Raw genomic sequence first — 24622 nt, 5'->3', positions numbered from 1 at the left:
ATCATTGAAAGGAAGTAAGACTTTATGAAATTCGACTTTTTGAATTTGAGTTTGAGACACGGACTTTTTCATCAAAAGCAGGATGGCATCTCCTGTTTTCTTCCTGGAAGTGCGATAACCGTGCGCTTTCAAGGGCGGGAAATTTATGCCGAAATCGAGGATATCAACGGTGAGGGAAAAAGCTGGGTTAACGTCTATATCGACGATCTTCCGGTACGGGTAGTGAGAATAGATCCGGAAAAAAGGCTGTACCAGCTTGCGGATGACCTTGAGGACGTGCCTCATACGCTAACCCTGCAAAAACGTACGGAAGCGGCATTTGGCAGCATTAAATTTACCGATTTGAAGACAGAAAACGGAGCTTTTCTGAGCCCGCCATCCCCTCTTCCCCATCGGCTGCTCGTCATTGGCGATTCGATCACATGCGGCTTTGGCAACGAGGCTCAGATCCCCTGTGATTGCGACGCTTCGCGCGAAAATATCGCACTTGCTTACAGCTCGCTAACAGGTCAACTTTTGAATGCCGAAACTTTGATCGTGGGTGCGTCTGGCACTGGCTGTTATCAGAATTTCGGCGGTGGCAAGGAAGGGCGCATGTCGGATTATTTTATGGAAACCATCTGTCCTTATCTTGATCAAGAAGCAATGGATCTCTTTGACCCTGAAATTATTGTTATTAATCTCGGAACCAATGATTGGTCCGCGCCTATCCAACCTTCGGATTATATAGAACAGTATCGCAAATTGATGAATTTCATTCGCGGAAGATATCCGTCTGCTGAATTATTCTGTGCAATCGGTCCGATGACCCTTGATCCTGGTCCCTATCTAAAGGCTCTAGTAAACAGTCTCAACGAAGAAGGCGATGCTCACATTCATTTTGTGGAATTTCCGCTCATTCAACGGCTGGAAGAAGGCATGGGGGGCAGTGGACACCCTTCCATCAAGAAGCATCAGCAAATGGCCGAGCAATTAGCCGGAACGATCCGCCAAGTTTGTCCCCTGTCCAATCCATCATTTTCAGTCAGTCGTTAACATATAACAACCCCGCAAAAAAGGACCGATTCACAAGAATCGGTCCTTTTTTTTTGCTAAATCGTTGTTCAGATGAGCAGCTACACTTTTATTTGGCCAAGAAGGCGTCGACCTGGCTCTGCAGCTCATTCTGAATTTTCTTGAGCACCGCTTCGCCTTCCCCTTTAAACTTGGCAAAATAGTCGTCCGGTTCAAGCGCACCATTAAATAATCCGCTATAATACTTTGCTTGAATGGTCGAGAACTGGGCTACTTCGTTCTTCACTGGCGTCGGATCGAAGGTAAAGCCGGTCATAACGTCCTTCGTGAAATTGTCAGCTTGCGTAATAAATTGGCTGTACTCTTGAGTCTCAGCGTCCGTGCCGACCCACTCCCGTTCTAATGTCGGGTTCAGGATGAGCTGAAACGAGACGATGCCGCCATCATTGTTCAGTGTTTCGTATTGATGCTCGCCGACTGGTTTCCAGTTCACACCTTCAATACCGTGCTCTAGCAGATCATAATTCTCCTGCCGGTTCGCCCAATCGAGAAACATCATCGCGCGGTCTTTATGTTTGCTTGTCTTTACAATACTAATGAAATTATCCATCTTAAAGTTGGAAAGATTCTTGCCAGCGGTCATATCAAACAGACGAACGGCCTCCAGCTCTCCATTAGGTACAACCTGCTTCAACTGGTCGTTGTACGATTTCGGAACGCCAAAGACCATTTGCGGCGTGGCGGCGACTTTGTTCTGGAGCTGCATTTCTCCGGGTCCGCTTTTATTCGTCAGCACGTCCTGAGACATGACTTTGTCAACGAACAGCTTGCGGACATCCTGAATATTGGACCAGATCTTAGGTTCCTTGGTTTCAAAGAAATTGTAGACCTGCCCGTCGTTCCCCTTGTAATACAGCATCAGGCTGGCTCCTGCAAAATTCGTAGGGCGAATGTTGACGCTGGTATCGTCCCGGATCAGCCAGTTGACCCAACTGTAGGTGACGTCGTCTGCGCCTGCGAGAAGCGGAGTGATACCGGAGTTGCTGTCACGAACGGCGTAGAGATATGCTTTCAGATCCTCATACGTCTTCACGGGCGGCAGGTTCAACTGTTCCCTTAAGTCCTTTCGAATGAAGACCGATCTCTGCTGGGTATAGGCGCTTCCCAAGGGAACGCCGTAGATGTTGCCGTTAATTTTGTTTGCATCCCACATTTGTTGCGGTCTTGTCTTCTTCACATTAGGACCGTATTTATCCAGAAGTTCGCTTAATTCCTCATAATAGCCCTGAGCAGCCATCGTCTCCAGATGCAGCCACGGGGCATCAAAAATCAAATCCACCTTCTCCCCCGAAGCCAGCATTACGTTGGTCTTCTGACTTAGATCGGCAAAGTCGATGACTGTAAATTTAACCTGAGTATTGATCTCGGCTTGTAGCCTCTTGTTAACCTCTGCCAGCACCTCGTTGAAGTTAGCCCCCTTCGCGCCTGGAATAACAACCTCCAACGTAACCGGTTCAAGGGATTCACCGCCATTTCCTGCAGAATCGCTAGGAGCGGAAGCATCCCCGCCAGCGCCGGAGCACCCGGATAAAGTGACTGCTACTCCGAGCAGCGCAACCACCAAGAAATTGCGTTTTAATTTGGCCATATAAATTACTCCCTTCAAATAGTCATCTTATTAAGCGGCCGGCCAGTCAATAACGATACATGCAGCAATACGTATCAGGCCTTATTCAACCCTTCACCGAGCCGAGGGTCAGGCCTTTGACAAAATATTTCTGGACCATTGGATATACCAATATAATCGGTCCGATCGTCAGGCATATTGTGGCCAGCTTGACCCCTTCCGCCGGTGGCAGTGTCAGTACGTTACCGTGATTGAGCGACGTGAGCTGCATCTGTGACATAAGTTGCCGAAGAAGCAGCTGAAGCGGGTACATATCACTGTTATCAATAAAAAGAAGCGACAGCCACCAATCATTCCAATATTGCAGCGCATAGAACAAGCTGATCGTCGCGATAACCGGTGTTGAGATCGGCCGGATAATTTTGAAGAAGATTGTCCACTCTCCAGCACCGTCAATGTTAGCCGACTCGTTCAGCTCATACGGCAGAGAGCGATAGAAAGAGACTAAGATAAATGCAAAGAACGGATTCATGACATAGGGGAGCACAAGCGCCCATAGTGAATCTTTCAGATGCAGCCATTGAACGACCAGAAGATAGAAGCCGACGAGCCCCGAGCCGAATACCATCGGCACGTAGGTCATGAACGAGAGAAAGCCGCCGTATCGGTTCTTCGGATGGGCCAGCACGTAAGCAAACAACATGGTGACAACGAGACCAATAACCGTTCCGATAGCGGTTACAGCAATGGTGACACCATAGCTGGTAAACATTTGCTTACCTTGAAGGAGAAAGCGATACGACTCCAACGTGAACTCTTGTGGCCATATCGAGTATCCGTAGAGCGCCAAGCTTCGGGTGGTGGCGAACGAATTGATGACCATTAGCCAGAACGGAAGCAAACAAGCCAGCGCAAACAGCACCAGAAACAGCCCGAACAACAGAATTACCATTTTATCGGAGAAACCGCCTTTCTGGCGGATTTGTGCGGGCGGGATCAGAGCAACTGGACGATTCATAGGATATTCACCTCCCTTTACATTCCCTGAATTTAAAATAACCTGGAGTCCTTATCGATTTTCCGAACCAGTGCATTAAACGAAACAACAGCGATAAGTCCCATAATAGACTGATAGAATACGATAGCAGATGACATGCTAAAATTGCCAAGCTGCCTTAACGCCCGATATGAATATGTATCGATGACATCGGTCGTTGGGAATAGAATCCCGTTATCTCCGATAATTCCGTAGATCATCCCGAAATCTCCGTAGAAGATTCGCCCAACACCCAAAAGTACGAGAATGATGATTTGCGGCTTCAGCAACGGTAGTGTAATGAATCTCATCTGCTGCAGCCTGGTAGCTCCGTCCAAGCGTGCGCTCTCATAATAATCGGCGGAGAAACCGGTAATGGCAGCAAGCAGGATGATAGAGAAATAACCAGCGCTCTTCCAGATCCGTGTTAAGGTTAGAATAATCGGCCATACCCATGGGGTTTGGAACCAATCGACGGTATGAAGTCCACTCCTATCCAGAACACGGTTAATCAGACCGTCCGTGTTGTTGAAGAGAATGAATGCCATGTAGCCTACGACGACCCATGAAATAAAATAAGGCAGGAAGACGGCCGATTGGATCGTACGCTTAAACCATTTCAAGCGGATCTCATTCAAGAAAAGCGCGAGAATAAGTGCAAAGAACATCTCGGAAATGATGAACAGCGCATTTAAATAAACGGTATTGACCGTAACTTGAACCCAATCCTGATTGGAGAAAAAGAAGCGAAAGTTGTCCAGTCCCACCCAATCACTACCCCATATGCCCTTGCTGATCTGGAAGTCCTTAAACGCCAGCAGGTGTCCGACCAGAGGAACGTAGGAGAAGACAACAAGAAAGATGATTCCTGGTATCGCCATCGAATACAAGTTCCGGTTCTTTAATAAATCCTGCAGCATTCTCAATGTTGTATCACTCCCTTCTATCTGGTCTGTGTGATGCGGTCATGTTCTGACAGTGTTTATTATGTGTGGATCGATGGTTCTGGAATAGTCCTCATTGTGTCACAGAGAGTACTAAACTTAAGGATTGCGCGGTAATTCAGTTTCCAGTATTATCTTAAATTGTAGTTTGTCAAAATCAGGACTTCACAGGAAGGTCAGGATATGGTTGAGTAAGGATGTCGCGGTTAGTTTCTCTATACGGGGCAGTTAAGGTATACCCTTAAACAGATAATCATTAAGCAAGGAGTTCTGGAATTATATGAAGTTCAAACCAATATTACAAAAGACATATTTTCGTACCTTTCTATTACTCACCACTGTTCTGATCTGTTCAATTATACCTTTCGTCTATTTGCTGTCTGCGGAATTCGCGAAATACACCATGCTGGAGGTACGCAGCAATTCGCAGAACGAAGTCAACAACCTGGCTTCAAAGACCGAAATGATTCTCGGTAATTTGAAAGCTTACGGACTCAGCATGTACGCCGATCAGAACATTCAAAACTGGTTCTTCAATACAAGCAAAGACCCGCTCATCGACCATGCTGCACTCGTCGCCCAATCCAATTTCATGTCTACCGAATCACTCATCCAGCGATCCTATCTGATTAATTTGAAGAACAATCTTGTCGTCGACTCCAAAGTCGGAATCATCCGCCATGATGCCTTTGCCGATCAGGGCATGCTGGAGCGGGTAAAATCATTCCAACGCCAATATTTGCGTTTCATTAATCATTCGCTGGATGGTTCAGACTGCCTCGCCCTTGTTTTGCCTGCAACTCCTGAGAAGCCGTCTGACTTCTATCTAGTGCTTCTGGTTGATAAACCACTCTTGTCGAAGCTTCTGTTCGGCCAAACCGCTTCTTCAGAGCAAGACATTCGGATTCTGGACGAGCAAGGACAGCTCCTATTAGGGACGCCCAATCCCGCTTTGACCGAACAGCTTTATCAAGCTGGGCGAGAGCAGCAAGGCAGCGGTTTTCAGCTTCAGCTCCCACATCAGAGATGGTTCGTTAATACAGCTAAGCTGACAACCGAAAATTGGTCGGTATACTACTCCAACGAGTATCATACTTTAACTCGCCATATCACCTCATTTCAGCAAAAATTGATAGCGTATACATTGGTGCTATTGGGAATTCTATCAGGATTGTTCTTCTGGAGTTCGCGGCATTCCTTGCGTCCCATCACCTTTATGCTGGAAAAGATGAAGATGAAGGTGGCCATTGCAGACTCCACGGCTGATGCCAAGCCGGATATCCAATGGATCAACGACGGCATCGATATGCTGCTAAACAATGTGGAGCAGCTTCATGTATCCATGCGCAACCAATCCGAGCTCGTTCGGACGGAGTTTCTTGCCCAGTGGGTGCTGCACGGGACGCCGGGCACCAAGAGCTACGAATATATTCAGAACCGGACCAAGCTGACCTCCTGTAAAGTTCTGTTTTTGGCCGTCCTTCGGATCGAAGCTTATACAAGCTTTTGCGAACGTTACGATTTCCCTTCCCGGAAATTGATTAAGTACGCTATACGCAATATTAGTGAAGAAGTGATTGGCACCGGCGCTTATGCGGCCGAAGGCTTGGATATGGGGGGCGACCATCTCATCCTGATCATCGGCGCCCATGAGCTGGACGAGCTTGGACTACAGCACCTTTTGGAAGAGACTCATACTCAGGTGGCGCGCATTCTGAGCATCGATACAACCATCGCAGTTAGCAATGCCTATGATTTCGGCGCCAATATCCGAAACGTATATGATCATATCTACGAATTGACGATGCTGCGATTTCTTAACGGAGAAAAGCAAATTTTTCTGGAGAGTGATTATGAAGAGTTTATGGCCGGATATCCTTCATCGTCCGAGGCGCTGGAGACGACCGAGATCATCAAGTCGATCCGCCGCGGCCGACCGGAAACCGCCGTCGTTCTGCTACGCCAGCAGATGAAGCACGTCCATGAGCTGCCTTATCGTGACTGGAAGCTTAACCTGACCTATTTTACCTACGATCTGCTCAAAGGCTTCAACAAATCCAGCGTCCTGCACGAAATTAGCAGCATCCATCAACTGCTGGAGCGGTACAGCACACTGTCCGAGTTTCAAGCTTGGCTGGAGAGTATCGTCACGATGCTCGCATCTGAGACCGAAACTCCGAAATCTTCAAACCGCAAGGAAGAAATGGTTCTGGAGATCAAAGAATATGTGGACAATCACTTGCAGGATTCGCAATTATCGATCGAACAGGTAGCCGACAATTTTTCCTTCTCCGTGAGCTATATAAGGCAGTTATTCAAGGAGATTATGGTCATGTCATTGTCCGAATACATCCTTCAGGAACGAATCGAAAGAGTGAAAGAGAAGCTGGTATCCAGCCAGCTCTCGGTGCTAGAGATCGCAGATCAATGCGGCTTCTTATCCAAAGGGCATTTCTTCTCCGCATTCAAGAAGTTCACGAATCTTACCCCGAAGCAATATCGTGAAATCCACGGGGACGCCTCCGGATAGCAAAGCTCTTCCTGCTTGTCATGGAAAAGTGAAAGGTTACGAAGCTACCGGCAGGACAGTCTCAAATCAAAGAGGACCTTTCCGGTCAAAGCCCACAGCGCTTTTCGGAAAGGTCCTTTTCGATATTAATTATGGTCTGACGCTCTATTTACCGGTCGTTCCTTGAATCGGCTCAAGCTCTAGCTTCAGATTCACCAAATCGAGCTTATACATGACTTGATTGTAGTTATACCTTGAAGTTGGGACATGATCCGTGAACGTATTCGTATAAGTTCCTTCGAAGTAGATAATCCGGCCGCCATCCTTGCTGAAGTTTTTGTGCTGTGCCACATTATAAAAAGTATACCCGTTGTGCGTTACGATCTTTTTGGCAGTGCTCCAAGGGCCTTGAGGCGCAGGAGCTTCTGCGTACCAGATTTCACCCAGCAACGAAGTCTTGCCTTTCAACTGCTGCCCGATCATCACGTACCGCTGCCGGTAATCGTTCCATTCGATGGAGCTTGAGGCAATTTCAACATCTTCGCTGGTATCAGCATCTTTCAATTGATAATAGCGGGGATCACCACCTTGGATCAGCCCTAAATCGATCAGTTCCTTCTCTTGACTCTGGCTAAGCGGTGGAGTGTTCTTTTTCCAGCCCCATACGAGCTTGCCGTTCGCGTCTTGATCCAACGACGTTTGAGCTCCGTTGTATGTTGTTCCCGGCGTCAGGGGTGTAAACGATTCGTATTGGGTATAATCGATGATGGCGTCATAGCTGGCAGCAACGCGTAAATTCGGCATCCGGTGTTCCGTAAAGAGCCAGTAACCCAGCCCATTCTCCTCGTAATAGGTCGACTGACCGCCTGGATGGCGCCAATCGTCTTTGGAAGGGAACTGGACGACTTGCTCGAACTCCTTAGTATTGTCGTTAAAGACAAGAATACCGAAGGCACTGAGTGCAGGATTATGCGTGCTGTAGCCGGCGAGCAGGCGCTCACGTCCGGTGTTATCCTTGGCGGTCATTAATCCGAACACCCAAGCGATTCCGGCGCCGTCAGGTAGCTGCGGTACCAAGCTTTTGACGAAACCGTCGTCTTTCGTAAAATAGTTCAGATTCACACCAACATCCGGATCCAGCCCGCCGTGTTGCGGCAATTTAGAAGTCGCTCCCGTCACGCGGAAATTTCCCAGCGGATAAGCAGGCCTGTCCGTATCGCCCCAGAACCAGTACAGCCGATTGTTATACTTGATCATCTGCACAGAATCCTGCCCCATGACCAGACCGTTAATCAGCGGTTCCTGAATCGGCGCATTCAGACCAAGCATCACGCTGTCGCGATAGATGCCTTGGCCTGTAATCCGATACAGCCGTTCGGCGATATTAACCCGGTTCATCTCGATCGTAATGTTGCCCCCGGGTGAAATCTGTACGGCCTGTCCACGGTTGCCGAACATGTCTGCGGGGATATCGTAGCCGTCGCTCGACAGATGGAAGAAGACCGACTGATCCATCAGACCGGGCTCGTTGAAAGCCACGACACCGGCACTGTCTGTGTAGTACAGAATGTTATTCGTCGTCTTCAGCTCAACAAGGGGAATGCCCCGGCCTGTTTCGGCATCCACGATCTTGATCATGAATGGCTGATGGGTCTTTTTTATTGCGCTGTTCACATTCTGCTTGGCATTGCTCTCCCCCGCCTGCGCTGCGAACGTGGCACCAGGCGCCGTCATAACCATTAGCATGATGCTAGTCCATATCCCCGCTCTTTTCCACTGTTTCATTCCCATTTCGTTTACCTCCCGGCTTTTGTCGTATTGCATAGCATGAAATCGTTGCGCTACCGGTCACCACTTGTCCAAACGATAGTTCTTGCCTGAGACTACTCTTCAATTTCGCAACAAGATGCAATAGCAGGGGCCGACCGCTTAGTCGTTAAAGAGTCCCCTTCTAACCACCTCCCTTCAAAAACATAAAGGGTGATACAAAGATGTTAAGACTCAAGATAGACAAGTAGATACTTTCATGTAAGCGTATACATTATTCTTTGTGAGTAACATCCGCACAAGCTGCACGGATGTTTACATGAGTCATACTTTCTCACTTAAGACAGGTCCGCTTCGGCGCGAGGTTCGAAGAACTTCACGCCGATCCCGGCATACATACTGCGGACAACCCGCTCTACACTAATGCAGAAAGTAACAATTGGGAATTGTTCGGTTCCTTCCAAGATAAAGTAGCAATACTACCAAATAAGGCAACTGACATCACGAGCCGACACGCATGCGCGACCAATCAAAGCCGATCTCCTCCAGCAATGCGCGTGCGATTAATAGATGACCGGTCAAGTTAGGATGCACCCGGTCGGACGCCAGCGCAGTAGGATGGACGTAGTCAAAATGACTGGCAAAAGCCGCCTGCGTATCAATAAACAACGCACCTGTACGCTCCGCAACCCTTCTGGCTGCAAGTCCGAACTCATCCATCCGGCTCCGCATGCGATCTTCGGCATTCGGCTCCAGATAGAACGGCGTCATGATCACGAGTCCTTGCAGGCCAGGGAGGGCCGAACGCACCAGCTCTTCCAGGGTCTGCTCATATTCTTCAAGATTCACATGTGATTCCGGTATCGCGGGTTGATCGAACTGCCGCCATACATCGTTGATGCCAATCATGACCGTTAGCCAATCCGGTTTCAGATCCAGTACGTCACTCTGCCATCTGGATTTCAAATCCCGAACCGTATTGCCGCCGATACCCATATTGGTCACACGAATGGAGAGCTCCGGATATGCCACCTGTAGCATTCCTTCCACAAGTGCGGCATATCCTTTACCGACACCTTGGAACAACCCCTCTCCGTAAGGATATCTACGCTCACAGTCCGTGATCGAATCGCCGATCAGGACCAGGCGTTGTCCTCCTTCTAGCTTCATCCTTCATTCCTCCCATTCAATTGGAGACGAATCGTTTTCACTTCGAACGGACGGAACTGCAGCAATACATCTCCGCCGCCCTCGTAAGGTATTTCCCCATTCTTCTCCTCCAGCATATTTGCCTCATGAACCGCCGCAACAGACAAACCGATATGAAGCTTACTAGCTACAGAGGCCCCTTTACTCTCATAAAGACGTACGATGAAGTCGCCTGATCCGTCTTCGGCAATTTTGACTGTCTCCGCGATCACATTGGCTTGATCGATACTGAGCAGCGATTGTCCCTCCTGGCTTCCTCCTGATGCGAGACTTACAGGATAGTTAAGCTCATAGGCTTCCTGCACAACAGGACTGTCCATGAACGCGCCGTTCCAGAACGTAAAACCATAGGTGAAATGGTGCTCCCCTTGATCGGATGTCTCATCCGGCCATGTCGGAGCCCGTAGCAGTGTTAGACTCATCGTGTTATCGTTGACCGATATGCCGTATTTGCAGTCGTTCAGCAATGCGAAGCCGCGATTTGCCTCTGCCAGCGCAGACCACTTGTGCTGAACCACTTCGTAACGATCCGCATCATGTGGACGCGAAGCATGATTTGGTCTCTTGGCGTAACCGAACTGAATTTCCTGCAACGACTCGTTCGTATGAACACGGACAGGGAAATCCACTTTTAGCAGCTTATTCTTCTCGCGCCAGTGAACTGTCGTATGGAATTCCACCCGGCGGCTGCCGGCACGTAGCCGGATATCCTGGATCATGGTCGAATGGTTCAATTCACGCTCAACCCGAATATTCGCGAAAAGCGGGCCGTTTGCGGTAACAGATACCTTGGCGGTTGCGTTCAGCTCGATGGGTGCCAAGCGGTAGCGCCGATCGATCTCCCAAGCATCAAAATCCGAATTCTGATCCCGATACATCCGCATGACATTGCAGTGATCCGCTGCCCATTCCATGCCGGTCTCCTTGTCAAAAATACGTGTAAACTCGCCCTGTTCGTTAATTTCAATTGAAATCCACTCGTTCTCCAAATGCGATTCTGTGGCAATGATTGTCGACGCAGCAGAAACATCCGCCACTTCAGATTCAACCTTGTAAGTCGACCAGCCCATCGAAGGAGCTTCAACCTCGGTATAGTGAACCCCTTCATGCAATTGCACCGGCAGAACCGTTCCGTTCTCGTCCGCGATCCCTTGGACGCCAGCTGGTAACGCGACCAGTTCCTTTCTTCGCCAGGAGAGCGAGTTAAAGACGGTAACGCGGGAGACATCGTCATCCGTGAGTGCATCTCTGGCGTCTGAAGCCATGTCATACACATTCTCATTCAATTTCTTCAGCTCAATCTGCGCCTCTTCATGAACACGATGGATCGATGAGCCCGGCAAAATATCGTGGAATTGATGCAGCAGCAGAATCTTCCATAGACGGTCCAGCTCCTCGTGAGGGTAGGTCCGGTTATTAAGTAATACCGCCGCAGTTTCCCAAAGCTCCAACTCGCGGAAACCGATTTCTGCCTTCCGGTTCAGCTTTTTAATGATTGCCTGTGTCGTATAAGTCCCGCGGTGAGCAGGATAATAGAGCTCTCCTACATATTTTGCATCCGGTATGCCCTTTTCGGTCTGATCCTCAAAAAATTCAATCGGCGAGCCATGTTTCGTCTTGGGAACGCCCTCCAAATTACCGAGCCTACGCATAAACTCGATATCATCCCGATTAGAGCCTCCGCCTCCGTCTCCGTGCCCGAACTGAGTAAGCCGCGTAGAAATCCCTTCAAGCTGAACGCGATCGTTCCACTGATCGATTAAGAACGAAGGATTGATACGAATCGGGTAGTAATCGCCATAGTTCATCAGATGCGTCAAAACTTGTGAACCGTCGATCCCCTCCCACATGAACGTATTGTGCGGGAACGGATCTGCTATATTGTCGTAGGTACCGAACAATTTTGTAGACGCGAAATACTTGATCCCGCAACCCAGCATGATTTGCGGCAGGTTTCCGGCATAACCGAATACATCAGGCAGCCACAGCATCTCGTTGTCCACACCGAATTCTTCCTTGAAGAACCGCTTACCGTGCAACGCCTGGCGAATCAGGCTCTCGCCACTCGGTAAGTTGGTATCGGGCTCCACCCACATCGAACCTTCGGGAATAATTTGGCCTTCCTTCACCGCTTGTTTGATGCGATCATACAGCTCCGGATACAATGTCTTGACGGTCTGGAACAAATACGGCTGACTCTGAGTGTAACGATACTCGGGATACTCGTTCATAAGCGCAAGCTGATTAGACATCGTCCGCGCAATCTTCCGCTCCGTCTCCGCAATCGGCCACAGCCAGGCGATATCCAAGTGGGACTGTCCCATAAGGTACAACGTCGGCGCCGTTGAACCGTTAACGCAGGCCAAGAGCGGCTCCATAATTTTGCGGCACTCCCGTACGTTCTCTCCCAACAAGTCCTGACGCAGAGTCAAGTCGATCGTCGCAAACACCTGAGTCAGACCATGATCAATCTCCGCAACACGGAGAGATTTGGTATCCAGATGATTGCGCAGATCGTATAAGCATTCCAAATCAATGAAAAATTGGTACACTTCTTCTTCAAAAATGCAGAGCTGCGAGTTTCCAAATATCGGCCGGGATTCCGCATGACCAGCGTACGCTTCAGCAACAATTTCGAATTGCTCGCCTACTTTCGCTGAACGGGTTAAAGTTAAGTAATGATGGTTAAGGTCCTTTGCTCCGCTCACGATACCGTTAATATACACGGTCGCTTCCGATCCAAAGTCGAGCATAGCCACAAGCCGTTTTCCGTTGGCCCCTTCAGGAACGACAACTGTCGAGTGGAACCAGCCGTATCCCCATTTTTCTCCCCAATGCTGGCCCGGGGTAATGCTTTGGAAAGGTTGTCCATCCATTTCATGAATGAACAGCTGTTCCTTTGTCATAAAACCGGAAAAATCGATTGAAGAGAGCTTTGTAATCATAAATTGATCTCTTTTATTTAGCAGCTTTTCAACATGGAATAAAATCTCTTTTTTCTCTTTCAAGGTTCTTCTCACATCCTATAGTTTCATAATCTTTGATCCTAGCGCTATACGACATACCGCCCTCGTGGCGGTCGGCCACGGAGGACGATCACTATTAGTTTGCTACTGCTCTTTGTGCAGCATCGTTGTAAATTTTCAGAGCTTCATCAATAGCCCCCATTTTTTGCACTTTATCAATGAATGCCTGCCAATTATCGAAGCTGTTCTTGCCTGCTACGAATTTGGCCTGCTCTTCGGTAACGAACGTCTTAACCGGATTCATAATCTCCGAAATCCGCTGGCTTTCATTGCCCGTGAGTTGAATCGACGGCTCACTCAACCAGGAAGGAATATAATCGTTGTCATGCAATGGCAGACTCGTCAAGAATTCCGATTTCTCAATCGGCACCTCTTCGTATTTGCCGTTAAATACCGTATAGTCTGTCGCGGCAAAGTCTACGAACGCTCTTGAGTCACTAACCATTTGTAACCCAGGGTTATGGTTTCGACTTGCGCGCATGCCGTATTTATCACCTTCCAACCACGGATCCTTGGCATTTTTCAGCGAGTCGACAAAGGTCGGAAGACCGTCTTCCCCGATGGTATAAGTCGTGCCCTCAATCCCCCAAGTGATGAGCCTGATCATTTCATCTGAATATTGATAATCGATGAATTTAATCAATTCCTCAGGATTTTTGGCTTTGGAGTTGATAGCGTATGCCCCCCAACCCAAATCAGGAGTATTGGCGTTCACAACTTCCTGCCAGGCCTTCCCGTAATCCGGATTGTCAGGATACAGAGAAACAGCGAAAATCTTGCCATCGTCGGCCGTCCTCGTGTACTCAGCCGGAGTCGTAAACCACTGCGTTAGCCACATGAAGTTGTCGCCATTCAGCGCTTTTCTTTTCACCGTATCATCTGTATCAATCGTGTATTCCGGATCTAATAGCTTCTCCGAATACAGCTTATTCGCAAATTGGAGCGCATCTTTATATCCCTTTTCCAGAACCCCGTATACATATTTCTCTCCGTCCCAGAAGATTTCATCCCGGATGTGGTTCGCAGAGAACAACGATCTTAGACTGTTAAATTTTGTTGCGACGGGATATTTGTCGGGGTAGAGCTCTTTAACTTTTTTGGCAGCCTCATAGAATTCATCGAGCGTGTCCGGAATTTTGATGTTATTCTCCTTGAACACGTCATAGCGGTAAGCAGCCGTATTCTGAATAAGCATGCCTCGATCCTCAGGGAACCTAGGCGTGGAGGTTTCTTTAAAGGCGTACATCTCTCCGTCGGAATTCGTAACCCGCTTCATCCCATTCTTCACCTTGCTAATGTAGTTCATATAGTTCGGCATTAAATCTTTATATTGGGCTAACTCGAGAAGTTGGCCTTGCCCGGCCATTTGGCTCACATCATAAAATAACGGTGTTATGAAGAAGTCTGTCAGATCGGCGCTTGCGATCATGAGCTTGACCTTCTCGTCGTACTCAGAACCCGGAATATAGTTATATTTTATTTCTACTTTCTTACCCATATAGGCTTCCATACGCTTGTGCCATTCCTTGCCTACCAGGCTATTCGGATTATCCACACCGCTCGCAGGCAGCGTTACCGAGAAACGCACTACTTCTTGGTTATCCTCATTGGAAACTGAATTTTTGGAATTATTCGAACACCCAGAAAAAATCATCAGCATGACCAACCCAAGGACAAGCATTTTTGCCAGTTTGTTCATTCAACGTCCCCCCAATTAGCTCAATGAACTACTTTTCCAAATCTACTATTCAATACCTATCATGAACTCTCTACCACTCATCTCCTTCACCACCGGCTATCCGCAACTCAGCCTTTGATGGAGCCTACGAATATCCCTTTGGTGAAATGCTTCTGGAAGATCGGATAGATACACATGATCGGAAACATCGTAATAATAATGACACTCATTCGTACCGCCTGCGGATCAAGCGCTTCCCCCGGAGCATTAATGGCAACCGCACCGCTGCCCACCCGTCCTTGAATCGCAGTCGTATCCAAGGTGAACAGGTAGTTTCTTAACACCATCTGCAAAGGATATTTATCCTGATCCCGCAAATAAATCAAAGCATCAAACCAACTATTCCAGCTTCCGACCAGACCGAATAGCGCAAAGGTTGCAAACAGCGCCTTCGACAACGGCAGTACGATCCGGAAAAGAACTACCACATCATTCGCTCCATCGATATAAGCGGAGTCCTTCAGCTCGGAAGGAATATTCAGAAAGAATGTTCGAAACAGAAACACATTGTAGGCACTAATCGCGCCGGGGAGAATCATAACCCATACTGTATCTAACAGATGCAGGCTACGCATAAGCAGATAGGTCGGGATTAAGCCGCCGCTGAAAAACATCGTAATCATTAGGAAAAGGGTAAAAAATTTCTTGCCCGCAAATCCGGGAATCGTTAGCGGATACGCCATTAGTGCCGTAAACAGCAGCATGATGCCCGTAGAGCCGACCGCATAAATGATCGAGTTGAGATACCCTTTAAAAATATATGGATCTTGAAATACCGTCTTGTACGCCTCCAGATTAAATCCCTTAGGCCAAATCGTCACGCTTCCAGAGGAGATGTAACGTGCGCCGCTTAGCGATGTAGCGATAATGTTTAGAATCGGGTACAGTACCACAATCAGGATAAATATCATGAAAACAATATTTACAACGTCAAAAGCTCTGGAGCCTATGCTATCCTTTTTCAACATCTCACCACCTAAAACAAACTCGTCTCGGAAACTTTTCGGCTCATCCAATTGGTCAAGTAAAGAATAATAAAAGATATAACCGACATAAATAATCCAATTGCCGTTGTGTACTCGTATTGGGCGCCCAATATACCTTGACGATAAGCATAGGAGCCGATGACATCTGCTACTTCGTAAGTCTCAGGCGAATAGAGCAGAATAATCTTCTGGAAATCGCTCCCGAGGATTCCTCCCACGGCAAAAATCAGCAAAATAATAGAGGTAGACTTGAGCGACGGCCATGTGACATGTACAACCTTCTTCCATCGGCCTGCGCCGTCTACTTCGGCTACGTCATACAACGTAGGATCAATTCCGCTTAATGCAGCAAGGTAGATGATCGTGCCGAATCCGACGCCCTGCCATAAGCCAGAAGAGATGAAAATGGTCCGGAAAAAGCTCGGCTCGAGAAGAAACATGATCGGGTCTCCGCCGAAGAAGGTGACGATACTGTTAAACAAACCGTCTCTCGCCGTAAACTCCTTAAGCATCCCCGCAACAATGACGACCGATATAAAATGCGGGAAATAAGAAACCGTCTGCACAACCTTCTTAAAACGCTTGTTTTTCAGTTCATTAAACAGTAGAGCCAATATAATTGGCGCCGGAAATGACCAAAACAAGGTATACAAACCAAGAAGCAATGTGTTCTTTAAAACTCTAAACGCCATGGGATCGTTAAAAAAAGAAGTGAAATACTTTAACCCTACCCACTCACTTCCCCATATCCCTTTGGAAGCGTTAAAATCTTTGAAAGCGATTAAAATTCCATACATAGGAAAATAACTAAAGATTAACACTGTCAGAAAGCCGGGAAGCACCATAAGATAGAGATAGCGGTGCTTGACGATTCTGGCCACTAGCCTGTTACTGGCCACTAACTTGTTATTGGTTACTTGCAAAGAAGCACCTCCTAACTGTTAACATGTCGTGATCGGTTATAGCTGATATATTGCTCGTAGACACATGAACCTGGTTATTTGATTCGCATTATATGTAAGCGCATTCATCACCGCCTCCAAAGGTTATTTGTTTTACGTTCGTCAGATACGTAATAGCTTCCAGCTACTGTCCCAGACAAACTTGAATCTCATGGTGCCTGAAAGTTATTATGCTAGGCAAAAAAATAACACATACTATTTCATCCGTCAATACAAAAATACATAAAATAATTAGTATACTATCTATGAACTATCCCGAATTGGCGATATCGATGAGGCGTTAAACTATGCCTCCGCTTGAATAAGTCGTAGAAGTAACTGACGTTCTCGAGTCCGATCTCTAAGCTGATTTCCACGATTTCCATGTCCGTATTCAGCAGCAAATTCTCGGCATAGGACATTCTCAATTCGTTAATGTACTGGGTCGGGGACATCCCGAGATGCTTTCTAAACATTCTGCATAGGTAAGCATGCGATTTGTCCGACAGCCCAACAAGCGCAGCCGTCCCCTGCGTAAAATGCTCTTTCTTTCTCACCTCTCTGCATAGATCCTTAAACCATCCAGGCTGTCCGGTTAGTTCAACCGGATCGGCTTCTGCCTTGATGTACCGGGAAAACAGATCTGTCAAGATAGCTCTTACCTCCGCTTTAACAGCCAGCTTCTTCTCCTGCGGAATCAAACTAAGCTGGCCCAGCCGGTACCGCACATATTCCTTTTCCATTTTGGACAGCACAGTCGACGGCGGCATGACCGGCTCAAGCAGCCTTTCGCTTGGGAACCCTTCTCCCAAAAAAGCAACCAGATCGTCCAGGACCTCCCTATTGAACGATAAATTGATGAATTGGCAGTCGCTATCCGTCGTCTGTTCATAGTAATGAACGTCCCGATCCCTTATGAACACTAGTGTATTTTCCTGCAACAACTGCCGTTTGCCGTTAATGATATGCACAACGCTACCCTTCAAGATAAGAAACAGCTCAAAGAAGTCGTGAGTATGCATGCCGATCGTATCGCGCACCGAAGCGATCAGTCGATAGTGAGCCTGAATTTCAGAATCAATACCGTCTGCCGCAAGAAGTTTCAACATGTGCAATTCCCCCTTATTTTGTACAGTGGCAATTTTGTACAGTGGCAATTTTCTTCGATGTCAAAATACCATAATGCATTCAAAAATGGAGCAAGATTTAGAGCAAGACTTTTGATTAGGATAGAGTTGTTACTGAAGCCTGAAAGGAGATTTACCACAAATGAACTTATTGGAACTGCGTCAGCAATTCGAAGTAAACAAACGTATTTATGAAAGTGCCAAGCTTGTCTTCCACGGAGTCGAAGGCTTCGATGTCTACAACCCTTCAATTCCGTTCGAATGGAACGGCAAGCGCTACATTTATGGACGCGTGGAAAAACGCGATGAGTGGGCGAGGTCTTGGGTTCGCCTGTTTGAACAGAGCGGTCCAGACGAGTGGACAGCCGTGCCGGATACGATGATTTATCAGCTTGAAGACCCTTATATTAGCGTAGTCAACAAACAGCTCGTATTGGGCGGGACACATGTTCGTTTCAATCAAGGTCAGCTCGATACGTTCTACGGTTATTTCTACAAAGGGCATGATCTTCATGACCTCTGCTACTTCACGACCGGTCCAGATTATATGAAGGACATTCGGCTGGTAGAGCTTCGAAACGGTAAGATCGGCGTCTTCTCAAGACCACGCAATGAAGAAATACGCAAGCAATATGGAAGCGAATCCTTAGTGGGATTCACAATCATTGACAGCCTGGACGCACTGTCTCCGGAAGTCATTGAGAACGCACCAAATATCAATGGACTGTTCCGTAAGGATGAGTGGGGCGGCTGCAACCAGGCATACTTACTAGAGAGCGGAAAGATTGGCGTCATCGGCCATATCTGCTACGCTCAGGGAGATCAAGCAACCTATATGAACATGTCATTCGTACTCGATCCGCAAACTAATCAATTCTCGGATTTGAAAATCATCGGCACCCGTCCTTGTTATCCGGATGGCCCCGCCAAGAAGGCGCATCTGAACGACTGTGCTTTCACCGCCGGTATTGAAATGCGGCCTGACGGCAAGGTTAATCTGTACAGCGGTATCGGCGATACCGAAGCAGGACGCATCGTCATCGACTACCCGTTCGAGGGTGAAGGCGCCATTGTAACCTTATAGATAAAATTCCAAGCATCGAGCTGTTGGGTTATCCCGGCGGCTCATTTTTTATGTCACATTACGGTGTGGTATAGTACCATTCATTTTTTGTAAAGCACCCCCTCGAAGTTATTATGATAAGTAAATTAAAACACATACTTTATTTGATCTCATAGTAATACAGAGCATCACGAAATTCAAAGTTTTTATATAATTTCGCCCCTATCCTGCTAAATTCCTGAAAATCACCTACCCATCCGACAATTTTTTTTCGAGATGCGCTACAAGTACGTATACTTTTTAAAGCGATGTGCGCTACAATAGAAGAAATGTTGGAACGAGGTGAACCTACTTGAGCAAAAAGGACTTGGCTCTGCCAAAGTACCAGATGGTAAAAGACTATGTCTTATCCCAGATCGAGAATCAGGAATTTACAATGGACCATCGGATTCCTAGCGAATCAGAATTTTCCAAGCTGCTGGATGTCAGCTCCATCACTGTGCGCAAAGCGCTGTCAGAGCTGGTGAACGAGGGCGTGATCTACCGCGTGAGGGGGAAGGGAAGCTTTGTTGCCAGCCAGGCAGCCGTCTCAGAGAAGACCTCCAATCTGGTGGCTTTTGTCATCTCCGGCGTCGACCTGTACGATAGCTCATATATGCAGATCATGCGGGGCATTCAGTCCTTTCTGGGCAAGCATGGTTGCAAACTAATCGTAGAATTTGTGGAGAACGACTTCGAACAGGAACGCGAGCTCGTTCTGGGGCTGATTCAAACGGAACTGCGAGGATTACTTATCTATTCGTCTGATCCCGACGCTGCGAAGAGCTATCTCGGGGAAATTCGCAGTAAATCGATTCCGTTCGTCATGCTTGATCGTTCCCCTTCCGGATATCCGGTCAACGTCGTCACATGTAACAATCATGATGGGGCCTATGAAGCGGTAGAATATTTGATAAAACAAGGTCATCGAAAGATCGGATTTGCAGCTTACGACTACCACCTAAGCCCGGAGGTCGACAGATACAACGGTTATTGCAACGCCATGTCGAATTCGTCCGTGCCGATACAGGATTCGTTCTTGTTCCTGGACAAGAAATTAGACTATGTTGCGCTTGCGCGCCTTGTACAAAATGGAGAGCTGACCGCGCTGTTCTGCGCCAACGACAAGCGGGCCCTCGAAGCGCTCGAACAGCTGACCGCACTTGGCATTCGTATCCCCGACCAATTATCACTAATGGGCTTTGACGATTTCGAGAGCGCCAAATTCGCCAAGGTCGCCTTGAGCACAGTGAAGCAATATTTCGATGTTCTCGGCTATGAAAGTGCCGATTTGTTGTTCAGGATTACCGAAGGCTCGTCTTACGGCAATAAGAAGGTCATGTTGCCTACAAGCTTGGTCATACGTGACTCCATCAAGCCAGTTCAAGGTTAAAGTCTGAGCTCACGAATTCGATTTTGAGTCCAGCCTGGAACATTGAACAACACTATGCCAAATCGCAAAAAAGACGCTCCAGTATGCAATTTCCGGACGTCTTTTTTTGCGTTTTCATGTTCAAATCTCATCAACTATCCTGCTTCCAGCTCTTTTATAAAACATGAAGGTGGGAAAAGGATGAAGAATTATGTGCTCGGATTCTCTCTAACAGGCCTCCATACAAAAAGCCCTTCCCCAGCAAAAAACTAAGGAGAGGCTTTCGATTCATTTAAGTTGTAGCTTCAGTTGTACTCGTTGTCTCATTCACCTGCACAACTTTTTTGGAAGCATTGCGATTAGAGATGAAAACTCCAATTAGAATCAGGGCTCCGCCCAGCAATTGAGTGACGTAGATCTCATCTCCCAATAAAAAATGCCCCAGGATAAGCGAGATAAACGGCGGGATATTCATGAACATGGAAGCTGTCCCAGGCCCTGTGACCGCTACGCCCCTTGTCCACCATATCCCCGAGGTTGCTGTAATCAAGGCTAACGGAAGTAGCATTAACCAGATATAAGCATTATTTGTTGCTATCAAACCACCATTATACGACTCTATTGCTACCATAGGAGATATCAGAATAGCACCTAATCCACCAGAAATAATATTAATAGCTGTCAGTGACATCGTCTTCACCAGCAGTGGCGTGAACATCATACCGATCGTCATCCCCAGCATCGCCAGTACCAAATACAAGTCACCTAATGATAGACTGAACTTCCCTCCGCCAAAACTGATAATAATAACAACACCCACTACACCAAGTAGGCCTCCAACCAGCTTTCCTGCAGTCAACGAAACCTTATAAAATAGGCGCTCCATGAAGATGGCTACCAATGGTGCTACCGCATAGATCAAGGAACCATTGGCTGCTGAGGACAGCTTGAGACCTGAGAAATAGAGTGGTTGCTGAATCAAAGTGCCAAACAACGAACTAGCCGTCAAAAGTAGCCATTCCGGCCGGGTTGGCCATCTTAATTTTCCGGCACGATACAGCAACAACAGGACCAGCAGCCATGTCAAAACCATGCGTATAAAGGATAGAAATGCAGGAGAGAAAAAATTTATCAGATATGCACTCATGATATAGCTTAATCCCCAACAGAGAGTTGCCCCAATAAGTCCAACAATAGCCGATCTATAACTCGACATTAGATGCACTCCCCTACATTAACTGAAGAAGCACATCTCATTGCTTATGAGCGATTGATTTGTAAGGTAAACGGTCTTGCCCCTGCAGGGACCATTTCTCTCCATCTATGTAGATCGCATCAACTTCTTCATTATAAAAGCTATATCTACCCGCTATTTCATGAACCTCTGGCAGTGGCTCCTGATAGCTCCACACCACATTGTCAGCAATCACTCCATCGCTATTGAAAGAATGATATGTGGCAGATCCTTTATAAGGGCAGGTTGTCACTGTATCTGATGGCACTAGATAATCAAAGTTAATATCCTCTTTAGGCAAATAAAAGCGCGGAGTCAGTCCTGTCTCAAACAGAATCACCGGATCTTGACTATCTGCGACAACCTTGCCGCCTACGATTACTTTTATATGTCTGGAACTCGGAATGGCATCCAGTCTCGAATAAGGATCTCTGGCATGGTTAATGACTTCTTCCTCTTCTTCAAACCATCTAATATCATTATTTTTCCAGATAAAAGTAATATATCCCGCAATAATGGCACTGGATTGGGAAGGATTAGGATGACTCCAGACGGCATTCTCTACAAGCGTATCATCGACTCCAATGTTCCAATAGACGGCTTCCCCTTTGTGAAGGTCCTCTCTGCGATGAGTCGATTCTTGAAGAAACTCGGTCCGGACATCGTCCTTGGGAAAATAGTACACCGGCAGCTTGCCGGTCTCCGTAACGATCAGCACACGTCTGCTATCGGCCACGAATGTCTCGCCTATTTTTACACGAATCCATTTCGGACTCACTTCGGCTCTAAGCTGCCAATCGCCATCGAATTCATCATTTAAATTCCACTGCGGGTCATAATGTGCCATCTAATCCATCTCCCATCTATCCGTTATATTGTCTTCAATATCAGATTAACGCGTAGCGATCACACTATGACGATTAGCAGGGCGACGCAGTCCCAGATGTTCACGAAGGGTCGTTCCTTCATAATCTTCGCGGAAGATTCCGCGCCGCTGCAATTCAGGGACAACCAAGTTCACAAAGTCATCCAGACCGCCAGGCAAATGCGGGAACATCACATTAAAACCATCCGCTGCGCCACGGACGAACCATTCTTCCATCTGGTCAGCAATCTGCGAAGGTGTTCCGGCTACTCCGCGCGAGTTAAGACGTTTATAGAGCTGGCGAATAGTCAGAGTCTCCCGCTCCAGCAATTGAATGATTTTGGCTAAACTGCTCTTACTCTGATTAAAGCCCTCCAGCTTTGGTGTGAAGGGCAATGGCTCATCCAATGGATACTGTGATACATCATGACCCAAATAATGAGAGAGCAGATCAAGTCCCAGGTTCTCAGGCGTAAGATCCTCCACAATCGCCAACCGCTGGGCCGCTTCTTCCTCCGTCCGTCCAATAACAGGCATAAAGCCCGGTAGAATCTTCAGATCATCACGAGATCTACCGTATTTAGCTAACCTTGTCTTGATATCCTCGTATAGTTCAATCCCATCCTCAACCGTTCCAAACGGCCCAAAGGCTGTACCTGGTGCAAATACAACTTCTGCTGATGCGGCTGCCAGCTCCTTGCCTGCTTCCGAAGCTCCTGCTTGAATCAATACAGGATACCCTTGCGGAGGCCGTGATACATTCAATGGACCCCGAACTTGGAACTCATCACTCTTATAATTCAAATTATGCAGCTTATCTTTATCCGCAAAAACACCTGATTCCTTATCCAATACAATGGCATCATCTTCCCAACTATCCCACAGCCCTTGAGTCACATCGACGAACTCCCCAGCTCTTCCATAACGATTCTCATGCTCCAAGTGTTTATCTTTACCGAAGTTCCGGGCTTCTTCATCCGTCTGCGAAGTTACGATATTCCATCCTGAACGTCCACTGCTTAAGTGATCCAGCGTGGCTAATTTGCGGGCAATATGATACGGCTCGTTATATGTCGTTGATACGGTTGCTACAAGACCAATTCGCTCTGTGACTGCAGATAGCGCAGATAGTAGTGTGAATGGCTCTGGTCGAATGCTGTTTGCCGCAGTGATTCCTGACTGAAATCTGTCCCAAACATATAGTTCATCTGCATAGAAGAACATATCGAATTTCCCGCGCTCAGCAGTCTGCACAATATGCTTGTAGTAATTAAAATCAAGCAGACCAGCCGCATCCGATTCTGGATGTCTCCAACTGGAGATATGTTCACCTGCTGGAAAGAACATCATCGCTCCCAGTGCCATTTGTCGTTTGTTATTACTCATCTCTATACACCATCCCTTATACTGTCTGTTAATTACAGCAGGCCTTGATTCTCCAGCCATTCCTTCGTTATTAAATATTAATTTCTGGTATATTGACGCAGGCCTTTTGGCGTAAGCAACTTATTCAGTCCTAGCAACAATAAATTAACGACAATAACGAGTAGCGATACAGGGATGGCACCTTCCATAATAGTTACCGTATTGATCATCGCGATCCCTCTGGTAATAATATCGCCCAGTCCTCCGGCAGCAATATAAGTAGCAATAGTAGCCATACTGATCGTTTGCACCGCAACTAGCCTTACACCGGCCATAATAACGCTGCGCGCAATAGGAAGTTGAACCATCCATAGAATCTGCCATCTGGTCATTCCCATTCCCGTACCGGCTTCAATTAACGCCTGATTCACACCCCCGATACCTACATAGGTGTTCTGGAGAATCGGAAGTAACGCATACAGCGTTAACGCGATAATCGCAGGTTTTGTTCCAATGCCCAGAAATGGGATCATAAATCCGAATAATGCGAGACTGGGAATGGTCTGAATCACAGATACCGTTGTTATGACTGTGTTCGCTACACGTTTATAGGCAGTAAGAATAATTCCGGTCGGTACTGCAATCAGGCAAGCAATCAGAACCGAGATCAGTGACAGATTGATATGCTCCCCCATCTTCTGTAAAATCATAGGCCAATCTGCTTGCAAGGTATTCCAAAATTGATCCACCCATAACCACT

At 47.2% G+C, this 24622-nt stretch carries 18 protein-coding genes; 4 read left to right on the top strand and 14 right to left on the bottom strand.

What is annotated here, in order from left to right; translation table 11 throughout:
- Window positions 1-24: 24 nt before the first annotated feature.
- Window positions 25-1035, top strand: a complete 1011-nt coding sequence (locus ACFVU8_RS27720) for an SGNH/GDSL hydrolase family protein (protein WP_387431708.1) — start codon at window positions 25-27, stop codon at window positions 1033-1035.
- A gap of 88 nt (window positions 1036-1123) precedes the next feature.
- Here ACFVU8_RS27720 and ACFVU8_RS27715 read toward each other — a convergent pair whose 3' ends face one another.
- From ACFVU8_RS27715 to ACFVU8_RS27705, 3 genes are all read right to left on the bottom strand, one after another.
- On the bottom strand, window positions 1124-2662 hold the full coding sequence (locus ACFVU8_RS27715) for an extracellular solute-binding protein (protein WP_387431705.1): 1539 nt from the start codon (window positions 2660-2662) through the stop codon (window positions 1124-1126).
- Window positions 2663-2747: 85 nt separating this feature from the next.
- The gene (locus ACFVU8_RS27710) at window positions 2748-3659 is read right to left on the bottom strand and encodes a carbohydrate ABC transporter permease (RefSeq protein WP_387431702.1); all 912 of its coding nucleotides are present in this window, start codon (window positions 3657-3659) and stop codon (window positions 2748-2750) included.
- Window positions 3660-3691: 32 nt separating this feature from the next.
- Entirely contained in the window at window positions 3692-4597 is a 906-nt protein-coding gene (locus ACFVU8_RS27705) for an ABC transporter permease (protein WP_379467755.1), read from the bottom strand.
- A gap of 304 nt (window positions 4598-4901) precedes the next feature.
- Here ACFVU8_RS27705 and ACFVU8_RS27700 point away from each other — a divergent pair, with 304 nt between their 5' ends.
- Window positions 4902-7151 (top strand): helix-turn-helix domain-containing protein, encoded by a 2250-nt coding sequence (locus ACFVU8_RS27700; protein ID WP_387431699.1) that lies wholly within the window; start codon window positions 4902-4904, stop codon window positions 7149-7151.
- A 144-nt stretch (window positions 7152-7295) separates the two neighbouring features.
- Here the strand turns inward: ACFVU8_RS27700 and ACFVU8_RS27695 are convergent, their stop codons facing one another.
- The 7 genes from ACFVU8_RS27695 to ACFVU8_RS27665 all read right to left on the bottom strand — a co-directional run bounded on the left by ACFVU8_RS27695 (window position 7296) and on the right by ACFVU8_RS27665 (window position 17906).
- A complete protein-coding gene (locus ACFVU8_RS27695; RefSeq protein ID WP_387431696.1) occupies window positions 7296-8921 on the bottom strand; it encodes a hypothetical protein in 1626 nt (541 codons plus the stop codon).
- 477 nt (window positions 8922-9398) lie between these two features.
- Window positions 9399-10067 carry an SGNH/GDSL hydrolase family protein gene (locus ACFVU8_RS27690; protein ID WP_379467627.1) on the bottom strand — a complete coding sequence of 223 codons (669 nt, stop codon included), beginning with the start codon at window positions 10065-10067 and terminating at the stop codon, window positions 9399-9401.
- A complete protein-coding gene (locus ACFVU8_RS27685; RefSeq protein ID WP_387431694.1) occupies window positions 10064-13051 on the bottom strand; it encodes an alpha-mannosidase in 2988 nt (995 codons plus the stop codon). Before ACFVU8_RS27685 ends, ACFVU8_RS27690 begins: the two co-directional genes overlap by 4 nt.
- A gap of 157 nt (window positions 13052-13208) precedes the next feature.
- Window positions 13209-14831: an extracellular solute-binding protein gene (locus tag ACFVU8_RS27680; protein WP_387431691.1), complete on the bottom strand. Its 1623-nt coding sequence runs from the start codon at window positions 14829-14831 to the stop codon at window positions 13209-13211.
- 107 nt (window positions 14832-14938) lie between these two features.
- Complete coding sequence (locus ACFVU8_RS27675) at window positions 14939-15835, bottom strand: carbohydrate ABC transporter permease (protein WP_379467753.1); 897 nt, start codon at window positions 15833-15835, stop codon at window positions 14939-14941.
- 11 nt (window positions 15836-15846) lie between these two features.
- Entirely contained in the window at window positions 15847-16701 is an 855-nt protein-coding gene (locus ACFVU8_RS27670; RefSeq protein ID WP_387431803.1) for an ABC transporter permease, read from the bottom strand.
- Window positions 16702-17057: 356 nt separating this feature from the next.
- Entirely contained in the window at window positions 17058-17906 is an 849-nt protein-coding gene (locus ACFVU8_RS27665) for a helix-turn-helix domain-containing protein (protein ID WP_387431688.1), read from the bottom strand.
- A gap of 160 nt (window positions 17907-18066) precedes the next feature.
- On the opposite strand from ACFVU8_RS27665, the gene ACFVU8_RS27660 reads away from it, so the two are divergent.
- Window positions 18067-19008 carry an MTP-1 family protein gene (locus ACFVU8_RS27660; RefSeq protein WP_387431686.1) on the top strand — a complete coding sequence of 314 codons (942 nt, stop codon included), beginning with the start codon at window positions 18067-18069 and terminating at the stop codon, window positions 19006-19008.
- Window positions 19009-19339: 331 nt separating this feature from the next.
- Window positions 19340-20419 carry a substrate-binding domain-containing protein gene (locus tag ACFVU8_RS27655; protein ID WP_387431684.1) on the top strand — a complete coding sequence of 360 codons (1080 nt, stop codon included), beginning with the start codon at window positions 19340-19342 and terminating at the stop codon, window positions 20417-20419.
- A gap of 271 nt (window positions 20420-20690) precedes the next feature.
- Here ACFVU8_RS27655 and ACFVU8_RS27650 read toward each other — a convergent pair whose 3' ends face one another.
- The 4 genes from ACFVU8_RS27650 to ACFVU8_RS27635 all read right to left on the bottom strand — a co-directional run bounded on the left by ACFVU8_RS27650 (window position 20691) and on the right by ACFVU8_RS27635 (window position 24572).
- Window positions 20691-21614 (bottom strand): DMT family transporter, encoded by a 924-nt coding sequence (locus tag ACFVU8_RS27650; protein ID WP_379467614.1) that lies wholly within the window; start codon window positions 21612-21614, stop codon window positions 20691-20693.
- A 37-nt stretch (window positions 21615-21651) separates the two neighbouring features.
- The gene (locus ACFVU8_RS27645; protein WP_379467612.1) at window positions 21652-22479 is read right to left on the bottom strand and encodes a DUF427 domain-containing protein; all 828 of its coding nucleotides are present in this window, start codon (window positions 22477-22479) and stop codon (window positions 21652-21654) included.
- A 45-nt stretch (window positions 22480-22524) separates the two neighbouring features.
- Window positions 22525-23883, bottom strand: a complete 1359-nt coding sequence (locus ACFVU8_RS27640) for an LLM class flavin-dependent oxidoreductase (RefSeq protein WP_387431682.1) — start codon at window positions 23881-23883, stop codon at window positions 22525-22527.
- A gap of 77 nt (window positions 23884-23960) precedes the next feature.
- Window positions 23961-24572 carry an ABC transporter permease gene (locus ACFVU8_RS27635; RefSeq protein WP_066379920.1) on the bottom strand — a complete coding sequence of 204 codons (612 nt, stop codon included), beginning with the start codon at window positions 24570-24572 and terminating at the stop codon, window positions 23961-23963.
- Window positions 24573-24622 lie beyond the last annotated feature (50 nt).

The organism is Paenibacillus sp. NPDC058177, assembly GCF_042883835.1.
GTDB classification, from domain to species: domain Bacteria; phylum Bacillota; class Bacilli; order Paenibacillales; family Paenibacillaceae; genus Paenibacillus_AQ; species Paenibacillus_AQ agri.
The sequence above is the reverse complement of the archived record's forward strand: the minus strand, read 5'-3'. Positions and strand labels throughout refer to the sequence as shown.

Coding starts and splice junctions, on each gene's coding strand:
- ACFVU8_RS27720 (WP_387431708.1), top strand. CDS start 25: ATGAAATTCGACTTTTTGAATTTGAGTTTGAGACACGGACTTTTTCAT.
- ACFVU8_RS27715 (WP_387431705.1), bottom strand. CDS start 2,662: ATGGCCAAATTAAAACGCAATTTCTTGGTGGTTGCGCTGCTCGGAGTA.
- ACFVU8_RS27710 (WP_387431702.1), bottom strand. CDS start 3,659: ATGAATCGTCCAGTTGCTCTGATCCCGCCCGCACAAATCCGCCAGAAA.
- ACFVU8_RS27705 (WP_379467755.1), bottom strand. CDS start 4,597: ATGCTGCAGGATTTATTAAAGAACCGGAACTTGTATTCGATGGCGATA.
- ACFVU8_RS27700 (WP_387431699.1), top strand. CDS start 4,902: ATGAAGTTCAAACCAATATTACAAAAGACATATTTTCGTACCTTTCTA.
- ACFVU8_RS27695 (WP_387431696.1), bottom strand. CDS start 8,921: ATGGGAATGAAACAGTGGAAAAGAGCGGGGATATGGACTAGCATCATG.
- ACFVU8_RS27690 (WP_379467627.1), bottom strand. CDS start 10,067: ATGAAGCTAGAAGGAGGACAACGCCTGGTCCTGATCGGCGATTCGATC.
- ACFVU8_RS27685 (WP_387431694.1), bottom strand. CDS start 13,051: ATGATTACAAAGCTCTCTTCAATCGATTTTTCCGGTTTTATGACAAAG.
- ACFVU8_RS27680 (WP_387431691.1), bottom strand. CDS start 14,831: ATGAACAAACTGGCAAAAATGCTTGTCCTTGGGTTGGTCATGCTGATG.
- ACFVU8_RS27670 (WP_387431803.1), bottom strand. CDS start 16,701: ATGGTGCTTCCCGGCTTTCTGACAGTGTTAATCTTTAGTTATTTTCCT.
- ACFVU8_RS27665 (WP_387431688.1), bottom strand. CDS start 17,906: ATGTTGAAACTTCTTGCGGCAGACGGTATTGATTCTGAAATTCAGGCT.
- ACFVU8_RS27660 (WP_387431686.1), top strand. CDS start 18,067: ATGAACTTATTGGAACTGCGTCAGCAATTCGAAGTAAACAAACGTATT.
- ACFVU8_RS27650 (WP_379467614.1), bottom strand. CDS start 21,614: ATGTCGAGTTATAGATCGGCTATTGTTGGACTTATTGGGGCAACTCTC.
- ACFVU8_RS27645 (WP_379467612.1), bottom strand. CDS start 22,479: ATGGCACATTATGACCCGCAGTGGAATTTAAATGATGAATTCGATGGC.
- ACFVU8_RS27640 (WP_387431682.1), bottom strand. CDS start 23,883: ATGAGTAATAACAAACGACAAATGGCACTGGGAGCGATGATGTTCTTT.
- ACFVU8_RS27635 (WP_066379920.1), bottom strand. CDS start 24,572: ATGATTTTACAGAAGATGGGGGAGCATATCAATCTGTCACTGATCTCG.